This window comes from Escherichia sp. WS3063, from assembly GCF_046486595.1.
Lineage (GTDB): Bacteria > Pseudomonadota > Gammaproteobacteria > Enterobacterales > Enterobacteriaceae > Escherichia > Escherichia coli.
The window spans coordinates 50,990-62,676 of sequence record NZ_JBJQKY010000029.1; the positions used below are offsets into that span (position 1 = coordinate 50,990).

At 50.9% G+C, this 11,687-nt stretch carries 13 protein-coding genes; 4 read left to right on the forward strand and 9 right to left on the reverse strand.

Annotated elements, in window-relative coordinates:
• Positions 1-7: 7 nt before the first annotated feature.
• The 8 genes from ACJHYW_RS21300 to ccdA all read right to left on the reverse strand — a co-directional run bounded on the left by ACJHYW_RS21300 (position 8) and on the right by ccdA (position 7,490).
• Positions 8-319, reverse strand: coding sequence for a hypothetical protein (locus ACJHYW_RS21300; RefSeq protein WP_012615291.1), 312 nt, complete (start codon positions 317-319; stop codon positions 8-10).
• A complete protein-coding gene (locus tag ACJHYW_RS21305; protein ID WP_064766247.1) occupies positions 316-1,218 on the reverse strand; it encodes a DUF1281 domain-containing protein in 903 nt (300 codons plus the stop codon). The genes ACJHYW_RS21300 and ACJHYW_RS21305 overlap by 4 nt, the downstream gene beginning before the upstream one ends.
• Positions 1,219-1,955: 737 nt before the next feature.
• The gene (locus tag ACJHYW_RS21310) at positions 1,956-2,927 is read right to left on the reverse strand and encodes a ParB/RepB/Spo0J family plasmid partition protein (RefSeq protein WP_000817031.1); all 972 of its coding nucleotides are present in this window, start codon (positions 2,925-2,927) and stop codon (positions 1,956-1,958) included.
• Positions 2,927-4,093: a plasmid-partitioning protein SopA gene (gene sopA / locus ACJHYW_RS21315; RefSeq protein ID WP_000772446.1), complete on the reverse strand. Its 1,167-nt coding sequence runs from the start codon at positions 4,091-4,093 to the stop codon at positions 2,927-2,929. The genes ACJHYW_RS21310 and sopA overlap by 1 nt, the downstream gene beginning before the upstream one ends.
• Positions 4,094-4,680: 587 nt before the next feature.
• Positions 4,681-5,436: a replication initiation protein RepE gene (repE, locus tag ACJHYW_RS21320; RefSeq protein ID WP_000852146.1), complete on the reverse strand. Its 756-nt coding sequence runs from the start codon at positions 5,434-5,436 to the stop codon at positions 4,681-4,683.
• Positions 5,437-6,157: 721 nt separating this feature from the next.
• Entirely contained in the window at positions 6,158-6,964 is an 807-nt protein-coding gene (locus tag ACJHYW_RS21325; RefSeq protein ID WP_000016970.1) for a site-specific integrase, read from the reverse strand.
• A complete protein-coding gene (gene ccdB, locus ACJHYW_RS21330) occupies positions 6,965-7,270 on the reverse strand; it encodes a type II toxin-antitoxin system toxin CcdB (RefSeq protein ID WP_001159871.1) in 306 nt (101 codons plus the stop codon).
• Position 7,271: 1 nt separating this feature from the next.
• A complete protein-coding gene (ccdA, locus tag ACJHYW_RS21335; RefSeq protein WP_000813630.1) occupies positions 7,272-7,490 on the reverse strand; it encodes a type II toxin-antitoxin system antitoxin CcdA in 219 nt (72 codons plus the stop codon).
• A 559-nt stretch (positions 7,491-8,049) separates the two neighbouring features.
• On the opposite strand from ccdA, the gene vapB reads away from it, so the two are divergent.
• From vapB to ACJHYW_RS21355, 4 genes are all read left to right on the forward strand, one after another.
• The gene (gene vapB, locus ACJHYW_RS21340) at positions 8,050-8,280 is read left to right on the forward strand and encodes a type II toxin-antitoxin system VapB family antitoxin (RefSeq protein WP_001261286.1); all 231 of its coding nucleotides are present in this window, start codon (positions 8,050-8,052) and stop codon (positions 8,278-8,280) included.
• Positions 8,277-8,693: a type II toxin-antitoxin system VapC family toxin gene (locus ACJHYW_RS21345; protein WP_001034044.1), complete on the forward strand. Its 417-nt coding sequence runs from the start codon at positions 8,277-8,279 to the stop codon at positions 8,691-8,693. Before vapB ends, ACJHYW_RS21345 begins: the two co-directional genes overlap by 4 nt.
• A 74-nt stretch (positions 8,694-8,767) precedes the next feature.
• Complete coding sequence (locus tag ACJHYW_RS21350; protein WP_001128474.1) at positions 8,768-10,333, forward strand: ATP-dependent nuclease; 1,566 nt, start codon at positions 8,768-8,770, stop codon at positions 10,331-10,333.
• A complete protein-coding gene (locus ACJHYW_RS21355; RefSeq protein WP_000361402.1) occupies positions 10,318-11,340 on the forward strand; it encodes a helicase UvrD in 1,023 nt (340 codons plus the stop codon). The genes ACJHYW_RS21350 and ACJHYW_RS21355 overlap by 16 nt, the downstream gene beginning before the upstream one ends.
• A gap of 253 nt (positions 11,341-11,593) precedes the next feature.
• On the opposite strand, the gene ACJHYW_RS21360 is transcribed toward ACJHYW_RS21355, so the two are convergent.
• A partial coding sequence (locus ACJHYW_RS21360; protein WP_000306640.1) for an IS1 family transposase occupies positions 11,594-11,687 on the reverse strand: 94 nt, incomplete at its 5' end.

Below are 11,687 nucleotides of genomic sequence, written 5' to 3' on the forward strand. Positions count from 1 at the left end.
GGGCTGTTCACCGCGTCCGGTAACGGGTCAGGCCGACCGTGGAATACCGCAGCCGTCGTCTTTCTGACGGCAAGGCTATGCCGCGAAAGCGGCTTGAAGGGCGTTCATCAGAAAAGGGCGACGGGCTGGCGTACACTGTCACCGGTGCCAGCCGGGAGCGGTAAAAGCGCCCGTCCCGTGCCCACCGGACGCGGGACACTGACCACAGGCAGCGTTCCTGCCGCGCCGCGTCAGCCGGCGCAGTAAAAAGAGGAGCCCGGCGACATCCTTTACCGGAAAAGAAACGGGCGGTTGCCCGCCCGTCTCCGTCATACTTCATCCGCCATAATGCGCCACATTGTCGACTATCCACGCAGGTCCGGTGACTTCCGGCAGCTCATCGTCATCTGTCGGGGAAGACCATTCCAGCTCCCCCCACAGCACATCAACAAGCTCGCCACGCTCATATCGCTGCCAGCCACAGAAATTGCAGCCCTGTTCGGCATACCAGTGCTCCATTGTGCAGCTGAAACGGCGGCTTAATTCTGCAATAACGTCGCTTTCCGGCTGACACCACGGCGTGTCGAAATCCACCTGAATGAAGTTGTCTCCCTGACTGCTGATATTCACCTCATACCCCACAGGCCACTTCACGCCATACTGTTCCGTATACCAGTGATATGCAGAAAGAACACCGTTCAGAACACCACCGTTAAAGCCATTCACTTCAACATCCAGGCGGGTGGGCAGAACCGTCAGCAGGTCAAACGGCATGGTTTTTTCCGGCAGTACGTTGTCACACAGACGGTTCCACCACACCGATACAGCCTCGTTACTCCAGAAGCCACACCAGTCACCTCTTTTTGCGGTGAAAAGTGCGGTGATGGTATCCCTGACATCGTCCGGTAATCCTTCCCAGCGACGCTGTCCAGTACCGCTCTGCAGCCAGAGTTCATGCAGCATCAGGCAGTTTTGCTCATCCAGCAGTACACCGTCCTGCAGGTGTGTCAGCCAGCGGGTGAACGCGATATTCTCCGGCGATACAACGCCACGCCCGGCAGCCGTCAGTCCGGGGCATGGTTCAAACCGCACATCTTCAGTGGTCTGCAGAAGTCCGGCACTTCCGGCCAGAAACAGCTGAATACCTTCATTTGTGGCGCGGCGATAAAGTGGTGTGACTGCACCGCTGGCCAGTCGTTTAATCTCAGCGATCTGTGCCGGTTCACCAGAAAAATACATACGATTCGAGCACCAGTTTGGCATGGGAATTCTCCTCTCACATGCGGCCTCCATCAGGCCGTGCCGCACCTGTAACCGGGCGACCGCATACGAATGCAGGTGCGGCCCCGAAGCCGCAGCGCGTGGAGGAGGAACGACGAAACGTGACCGGGTGAGGAGGCCGGCGACAGCGACACACTTGCATCGGATGCAGCCCGGTTAACGTGCCGGCACGGCCTGGGTAACCAGGTATTTTGTCCACATAACCGTGCGCAAAATGTTGTGGATAAGCAGGACACAGCAGCAATCCACAGCAGGCATACAACCGCACACCGAGGTTACTCCGTTCTACAGGTTACGACGACATGTCAATACTTGCCCTTGACAGGCATTGATGGAATCGTAGTCTCACGCTGATAGTCTGATCGACAATACAAGTGGGACCGTGATCCCAGACCGATAATCAGACCGACAACACGAGTGGGATCGTGGTCCCAGACTAATAATCAGACCGACGATACGAGTGGGACCGTGGTCCCAGACTAATAATCAGACCGACGATACGAGTGGGACCATGGTCCCAGACTAATAATCAGACCGACGATACGAGTGGGACCGTGGTCCCAGACTAATAATCAGACCGACGATACAAGTGGAACAGTGGGCCCAGAGAGAATATTCAGGCCAGTTATGCTTTCTGGCCTGTAACAAAGGACATTAAGTAAAGACAGATAAACGTAGACTAAAACGTGGTCGCATCAGGGTGCTGGCTTTTCAAGTTCCTTAAGAATGGCCTCAATTTTCTCTATACACTCAGTTGGAACACGAGACCTGTCCAGGTTAAGCACCATTTTATCGCCCTTATACAATACTGTCGCTCCAGGAGCAAACTGATGTCGTGAGCTTAAACTAGTTCTTGATGCAGATGACGTTTTAAGCACAGAAGTTAAAAGAGTGATAACTTCTTCAGCTTCAAATATCACCCCAGCTTTTTTCTGCTCATGAAGGTTAGATGCCTGCTGCTTAAGTAATTCCTCTTTATCTGTAAAGGCTTTTTGAAGTGCATCACCTGACCGGGCAGATAGTTCACCGGGGTGAGAAAAAAGAGCAACAACTGATTTAGGCAATTTGGCTGTGTTGATACAGCGGGTAATAATCTTACGTGAAATATTTTCCGCATCAGCCAGCGCAGAAATATTTCCAGCAAATTCATTCTGCAATCGGCTTGCATAACGCTGACCACGTTCATAAGCACTTGTTGGGCGATAATCGTTACCCAATCTGGATAATGCAGCCATCTGCTCATCATCCAGCTCGCCAACCAGAACACGATAATCACTTTCGGTAAGTGCAGCAGCTTTACGACGGCGACTCCCATCGGCAATTTCTATGACACCAGATACTCTTCGACCGAACGCCGGTGTCTGTTGACCAGTCAGTAGAAAAGAAGGGATGAGATCATCCAGTGCGTCCTCAGTAAGCAGCTCCTGGTCACGTTCATTACCTGACCATACCCGAGAGGTCTTCTCAACACTATCACCCCGGAGCACTTCAAGAGTAAACTTCACATCCCGACCACATACAGGCAAAGTAATGGCATTACCGCGAGCCATTACTCCTACGCGCGCAATTAACGAATCCACCATCGGGGCAGCTGGTGTCGATAACGAAGTATCTTCAACCGGTTGAGTATTGAGCGTATGTTTTGGAATAACAGGCGCACGCTTCATTATCTAATCTCCCAGCGTGGTTTAATCAGACGATCGAAAATTTCATTGCAGACAGGTTCCCAAATAGAAAGAGCATTTCTCCAGGCACCAGTTGAAGAGCGTTGATCAATGGCCTGTTCAAAAACAGTTCTCATCCGGATCTGACCTTTACCAACTTCATCCGTTTCACGTACAACATTTTTTAGAACCATGCTTCCCCAGGCATCCCGAATTTGCTCCTCCATCCACGGGGACTGAGAGCCATTACTATTGCTGTATTTGGTAAGCAAAATACGTACATCAGGCTCGAACCCTTTAAGATCAACGTTCTTGAGCAGATCACGAAGCATATCGAAAAACTGCAGTGCGGAGGTGTAGTCAAACAACTCAGCAGGCGTGGGAACAATCAGCACATCAGCAGCACATACGACATTAATCGTGCCGATACCCAGGTTAGGCGCGCTGTCAATAACTATGACATCATAGTCATGAGCAACAGTTTCAATGGCCAGTCGGAGCATCAGGTGTGGATCGGTGGGCAGTTTACCTTCATCAAATTTGCCCATTAACTCAGTTTCAATACGGTGCAGAGCCAGACAGGAAGGAATAATGTCAAGCCCCGGCCAGCAAGTGGGCTTTATTGCATAAGTGACATCGTCCTTTTCCCCAAGATAGAAAGGCAGGAGAGTGTCTTCTGCATGAATATGAAGATCTGGTACCCATCCGTGATACATTGAGGCTGTTCCCTGGGGGTCGTTACCTTCCACGAGCAAAACACGTAGCCCCTTCAGAGCCAGATCCTGAGCAAGATGAACAGAAACTGAGGTTTTGTAAACGCCACCTTTATGGGCAGCAACCCCGATCACCGGTGGAAATACGTCTTCAGCACGTCGCAATCGCGTACCAAACACATCACGCATATGATTAATTTGTTCAATTGTATAACCAACACGTTGCTCAACCCGTCCTCGAATTTCCATATCCGGGTGCGGTAGTCGCCCTGCTTTCTCGGCATCTCTGATAGCCTGAGAAGAAACCCCAACTAAATCCGCTGCTTCACCTATTCTCCAGCGCCGGGTTATTTTCCTCGCTTCCGGGCTGTCATCATTAAACTGTGCAATGGCGATAGCCTTCGTCATTTCATGACCAGCGTTTATGCACTGGTTAAGTGTTTCCATGAGTTTCATTCTGAACATCCTTTAATCATTGCTTTGCGTTTTTTTATTAAATCTTGCAATTTACTGCAAAGCAACAACAAAATCGCAAAGTCATCAAAAAACCGCAAAGTTGTTTAAAATAAGAGCAACACTACAAAAGGAGATAAGAAGAGCACATACCTCAGTCACTTATTATCACTAGCGCTCGCCGCAGCCGTGTAACCGAGCATAGCGAGCGAACTGGCGAGGAAGCAAAGAAGAACTGTTCTGTCAGATAGCTCTTACGCTCAGCGCAAGAAGAAATATCCACCGTGGGAAAAACTCCAGGTAGAGGTACACACGCGGATAGCCAATTCAGAGTAATAAACTGTGATAATCAACCCTCATCAATGATGACGAACTAACCCCCGATATCAGGTCACATGACGAAGGGAAAGAGAAGGAAATCAACTGTGACAAACTGCCCTCAAATTTGGCTTCCTTAAAAATTACAGTTCAAAAAGTATGAGAAAATCCATGCAGGCTGAAGGAAACAGCAAAACTGTGACAAATTACCCTCAGTAGGTCAGAATAAATGTGACGAACCACCCTCAAATCTGTGACAGATAACCCTCAGACTATCCTGTCGTCATGGAAGTGATATCGCGGAAGGAAAATACGATATGAGTCGTCTGGCGGCCTTTCTTTTTCTCAATGTATGAGAGGCGCATTGGAGTTCTGCTGTTGATCTCATTAACACAGACCTGCAGGAAGCGGCGGCGGAAGTCAGGCATACGCTGGTAACTTTGAGGCAGCTGGTAACGCTCTATGATCCAGTCGATTTTCAGAGAGACGATGCCTGAGCCATCCGGCTTACGATACTGACACAGGGATTCGTATAAACGCATGGCATACGGATTGGTGATTTCTTTTGTTTCACTAAGCCGAAACTGCGTAAACCGGTTCTGTAACCCGATAAAGAAGGGAATGAGATATGGGTTGATATGTACACTGTAAAGCCCTCTGGATGGACTGTGCGCACGTTTGATAAACCAGGGAAAAGATTCATAGCCTTTTTCATCGCCGGCATCCTCTTCAGGGCGATAAAAAACCACTTCCTTCCCCGCGAAACTCTTCAATGCCTGCCGTATATCCTTACTGGCTTCCGCAGAGGTCAATCCGAATATTTCAGCATATTTAGCAACATGGATCTCGCAGATACCGTCATGTTCCTGTAGGGTGCCATCAGATTTTCTGATCTGGTCAACGAACAGATACAGCATACGTTTTTGATCCCGGGAGAGACTATATGCCGCCTCAGTGAGGTCGTTTGACTGGACGATTCGCGGGCTATTTTTACGTTTCTTGTGATTGATAACCGCTGTTTCCGCCATGACAGATCCATGTGAAGTGTGACAAGTTTTTAGATTGTCACACTAAATAAAAAAGAGTCAATAAGCAGGGATAACTTTGCGAAAAAACAGCTTCTTCTGAGGGCAATTTGTCACAGGGTTAAGGGCAATTTGTCACAACACCTTCTCTAGAACCAGCATGGATAAAGGCCTACAAGGCGCTCTAAAAAAGAAGATCTAAAAACTATAAAAAAAATAATTATAAAAATATCCCCGTGGATAAGTGGATAACCCCAAGGGAAGTTTTTTCAGGCATCGTGTGTAAGCAGAATATATAAGTGCTGTTCCCTGGTGCTTCCTCGCTCACTCGAGGGCTTCGCCCTGTCGCTCGACTGCGGCGAGTACTACTGGCTGTAAAAGGACAGACCAAACATCATGGTTCTGTGTTCATTAGGTTGTTCTGTCCATTGCTGACATAATCCGCTCCACTTCAACGTAACACCGCACGAAGATTTCTATTGTTCCTGAAGGCATATTCAAATCGTTTTCGTTACCGCTTGCAGGCATCATGACAGAACACTACTTCCTATAAACGCTACACAGGCTCCTGAGATTAATAATGCGGATCTCTACGATAATGGGAGATTTTCCCGACTGTCTCGTTCGCTTCTCAGTGGATAACAGCCAGCTTCTCTGTTTAACAGACAAAAACAGCATATCCACTCAGTTCCACATTTCCATATAAAGGCCAAGGCATTTATTCTCAGGATAATTGTTTCAGCATCGCAACCGCATCAGACTCCGGCATCGCAAACTGCACCCGGTGCCGGGCAGCCACATCCAGCGCAAAAACCTTCGTGTAGACTTCCGTTGAACTGATGGACTTATGTCCCATCAGGCTTTGCAGAACTTTCAGCGGTATACCGGCATACAGCATGTGCATCGCATAGGAATGGCGGAACGTATGTGGTGTGACCGGAACAGAGAACGTCACACCGTCAGCAGCAGCGGCGGCAACCGCCTCCCCAATCCAGGTCCTGACCGTTCTGTCCGTCACTTCCCAGATCCGCGCTTTCTCTGTCCTTCCTGTGCGACGGTTACGCCGCTCCATGGGTATTTTCAGTGTTGCCACCATCGTCTGCAGCTGGCTGACGTACCAGGAGTCAGAGAGCGGAACCAGCCGGTGAGTCTGCTGACCGGCGGGCATTCTCCCCGCCGTCCTGGCAGCTTTTTCGGTCCGTTGTTTCAGGGTCGCAAGCTGCACAAACGGATACGGAGGCGTGAGCGAAAAATCCCCCCGCGTCAGCGCTAGTGCTTCATTAATACGCGCGCCGGTGTTCCACAGAGTGGCCAGCAGCATCTTGCGGCGCAGATCCGGGACATAATGAAGCAGGGCACTCACCTCGGGAGCCAGCAGATATTTCGGCAGTTCATCATGAACCATCGACATCTGGCGGAGTGCCAGAGCTGCCGGATAATCAATGGCAACAGGAAGTTGTGCAGACTGTCCGGCAGAATACACTGCCGGTACCATGGCTGCAGACTGGCTGTGTATAACGGAGCCTGACATTTATATTCCCCAGAACATCAGGTTAATGGCATTTTTGATGTCATTTTCTCGGTGGCTGAGATCAGCCACTTCCTCCCCGATAACGGAGACCGGCACACTGGCCATATCGGTGGTCATCATGCGCCAGCTTTCATCCCCGACATGCACCACCGGGTAAAGCTCACGGGAGACCTTATCTGACAACAGACGTGCACTGGCCAGGGGGATCACCATCCGTCGCCCAGGCGTGTCAATAATGTCACTCTGGACATCCACAAACAGACGATAACGGCTCTCTCTTTTATAGGTGTAAACCTTAAACTGCATTTCACCAGTCCCTGTTCTCGTCGGCAAAAGAGCCGTTCATTTCAATAAACCGGGCGACCTCAGCCATCCCTTCCTGATTTTCTGCCTGCCAGCGTTCGGCACGCAGACGACGGGCTTCATTCTGCAGGGTGGTGCTTACCAGCCCGGAGATATTGACATCATATGCCTTGAGCAACTGATAGCTGTCACTGTCGACGGTGACTGTAATGCGCTGCTTCATAATGCACCTCATCTTACATACTCTCTGTACACCATTAAGTATACACCAGTATTACGCTATAACATGCCTCCGGCAACGGAATATTGTTATCCAGCTATTATTAACACCACCATCAATAACTGACCTGAAAAGTAATCATGACAATAATAACCTGCAATGTAGTAACCATGATAAATTACAGGATGACTGTTTTTCTATGATCCGATTTTTATCGGATTCAGGATTTTCCGGAAGTGAATCAGGATCAGTGAATAAGCGAAGCGATCTTTTCTGCCGCTGATGACTGGCTCGGGAACACGGGAAGAAACACAACATACAGTGTCATGTCAGCGGAGCGGGACACCACATCCTGTGAAAGCGGACCAGCGGGCGGCAGCGAAGGATCCGCGGATCCGGAACCACCAGAAACCGGATCTGCACGGGGAAAGAGAGAAAATAACATAGGCTGAACATATCCATATGCCTGACATCTGCCTATACTAAACATATGCACACACCCGGTGCAATGAACATCATTCCGGATATGCATCACATATCCACACTTACCCGGGAGAGAATCATGAGAACCGTATCCATTTTTAAAAATGGCAACAACCGTGCTATCCGCCTTCCACGCGATCTGGATTTTGAGGGGGTGAGCGAGCTGGAGATCGTCCGGGAAGGGGACAGCATCATTCTGCGCCCCGTCCGGCCGACCTGGGGCTCATTCCTGGAGCTAGAAAAGGCCGATCCGGACTTTATGACGGAGCGCGAGGACGTTGTCAGCGACGAAGGACGAGTTAACCTGTGAACAAGATCTATATGCTCGACACGAACATCTGCTCGTTCATCATGCGCGAGCAACCTGAAGCATTGCTTAAGCACCTGGAGCAGTCGGTGCTGCGCGGTCACCGTATCGTGGTCTCGGCCATCACCTACTCCGAGATGCGCTTCGGTGCCACCGGTCCGAAGGCCTCGCCACGCCACGTGCAACTGGTTGACGCGTTCTGTGAGAGGCTCGATGCCGTCCTGCCGTGGGACCGCGCCGCGGTGGATGCGACCACGGAGATTAAGGTGGCACTGCGTCTCGCCGGCACGCCGATCGGTCCGAACGACACGGCGATAGCCGGACACGCCATCGCTGCCTGTGCCATTCTGGTGACGAATAATGTGAGAGAGTTTGAGCGGGTACCGGGTCTTGTGCTGGAAGACTGGGTAAGATAACGCTGTAAAACAAAACAGGCGGTCAGGCGCGGCCGGCCGCTCTTTCAGGCAGCGGTATATAAAGGAATAAAAAAATGCCACTGATCACGCGGCTTATGCTGCAAAACTTCAAAAAGTTTCCGGAACTGGACCTGCGCTTCAGCAACGATCGTAACATTCTGGTTGGGGACAATGAGTCCGGGAAAAGCACTATTCTGCTGGCTCTTGACCTTGTGCTGAGTGACAGCAGGCATCGGGTTGAGGCGCTGGGGGTGGAATCGCTCCTGTCACAGTCAGCAGTCAGGCATTTTCAGGAAGGTGAGCGCCGTGCCGATCAGTTACCCGTGCTGACCGCTGACGTTTTCCTGAGTAATGGGGGAGAGCCTGACCTGAACGGCAGGCAAAATCTGGCGGGTATCGATGCGGATGGTCTCAGAATGCGCATTGCTCCCATGATGGAGGAATACGGTCAGGATATACACCATGTTTTGCAGCAGGATCCTGATAATTTTCCCTATGAATACTATTCCGTGCAGTTCAGCACATTCTCCGGTGGTCATTTCGCAGGCTTCAGACGCTATCTGCGCCATCTGTTCTTAGACAGTGCACGCATTGATAACGAGCATGCCGCACAGGAGTATACGCGCACAGTTTACAGCGTCAATGTGCCGGTGGCCGATCGGTACCGGCTTGAAAACAGTTACCGGCAACAGAAAATGCACTTCTGCGCCCGGCATCTGTCCGCCATAAACGACACGCTGAAAACGTATCAGTTTGGCGTGCGTTCCGGCGCTAAATCAGGTCTTGAGGCGAACCTGGACATTACTGAGGACGGTATTTCCATTCGTCACCGCGGAAAAGGAAGACAGTGTTTCATCAAAACGGAGTTTGCGCTGCAGCGGCATCAGCAGCAGGGGGGAGAGATCCACGCGCTGTTGCTTGAGGAGCCGGAGAATCATCTCAGCCATGTCAGTATGAAGAGGCTGGTTAATCAGCTTGCCACGGAACGGCAGACGCAGGTGTTTATTGCCACACACAGTAGCCATATCTCCTCCCGCCTCGACCTACGTAAGGCTATTCTCCTCGGAGCTACCCGGCCGGTACTGATGAATGAACTTTCCGCTGAGACTGCCGCCTTCTTCATGAAAGCACCGGATAATAACGTGCTGGAATTTGCGCTGGCCAGACGCGTGCTGCTCGTGGAGGGGGATGCTGAGTTTATTCTGATCGAGGCCTTTTATCACCGCCTGTATGGCAGGGCACCGGAGGATGACGGGGTTCACATCATCGCTATCGGCGGAACGAGTTTCCGTCGTTATCTTGAACTGGCCCGTCTTCTGGAAAATCGTGTCGCGGCCCTTCGCGACAATGACGGCAACTATCAGCAAAATTGCGATGAACGCTATGCTGACGTGCTTTGTTCCCGCTCCCGGGTATTTGCTGACCACGACAACAGCCGCTCCACATTTGAAATCTGCCTGTATCAGGATAATGCCGACCTGTGTGATGCGCTTTTCCGCGGAACCCGCCGGACACTCACGGTTCAGGATTACATGCTGGCCAATAAGGCAGAAGCAGCATTCCAGCTGTTACAGTTGCACGCCGAAAAGCTGACCGTTCCTGATTATATCCAGGAGGCACTGGCATGGATAAGAGAGTGATATTTGCGGTTGCCGGCTCGGGTAAAACCACGCTGCTGATACGTCGGTTAAGAGAGGACCGGCGGACGCTGATCCTGACCTTCACCGTAAATAATGAAGCACATCTGCGGGCGCAGATTATCAGACGCTTTGGCTACATACCGTACGGGATCCGTGTGATGACCTGGTTTGAGTTTCTGCACGGTTTCTGTTTTCGCCCTTTCCTGCAGGAGCAACTGTCATCGCGTGGTCTGAGCTTCAACCAGCCCCCTTCCAGAATACCGCGCACGAATATCCGGCATTATCAGGATCCCGCCGGACGGCTGTATCACCGGCGGCTCGCACACCTGCTGACAGCCCGGGGGTTGCTGCCAGATATCCGTACCCGACTTGCCCGTTACTACGATGAGTTGTTCGTTGATGAAGTCCAGGACTTTGCCGGCCATGACTTTAATTTTCTGCTGGAGCTATGCCGCGCGGAAATCTCAGTGCTGTGCTGCGGGGATTTTTATCAGCATACCTTTGACACAAGCCGCGACGGTAACGTCAATGCTACGCTGCATGAAGACATAACCCGATACGAGGCTCGCTTCAGGGCTGCGGGTATCATGGTGGATTGTGAGACGCTCAGCCGGACATGGCGCTGTTCAGCTACAGTGTGTGAGTTCATTACCGGACAACTGAACATTCGCATTTCGGCTCATGGAACACATACCACCCAGATTGAAATCGTCACGGATGAAGCGCGTTCAGCGGCCCTGCACGCGGACAACACGATGATCAAGCTCTTCTATCGCGAACATCACCGTTACGGATGCCACTCAATGAACTGGGGGGGCAGTAAAGGACTCGACCACTTTCAGGACGTCTGCATCGTGATGGGGGCCAACCACTGGATGCGCCTCATCCAACAGAAGCTGGCAGCACTTCCACCATCATCCCGTAACAGGCTATACGTGGCCTGCTCACGGGCACGGGGCAACATCTATTTTATTCCGGAAAGCCATCTTCGGAGATTCAGAAACTAAGTCAGCGGCTTCTCAACTGGGCACAAGCCGGTAAAAAGTAGTCAACGACAAAACTTCAGGCCGAAAAATGAGGCTCCGGTTTCGCCGGAAACCGGACCTGCGTGGAGGGAAACCCGCAGATGATATGATATTTATCATTAATCGCATAATAAATCCTGGCCTGATATTTACAGGCAGAGAAATAAATCATTCGATATATGATTTTATCGTCATCAGCCATTAACCCCCCAGGAAGCGCGGTAATGACTCCAACTTATTGATAGTGTTTTATGTTCAGATAATGCCCGATGACTTTGTCATGCAGCTCCACCGATTTTGAGAACGACAGCGACTTCCGTCCCAGCCGT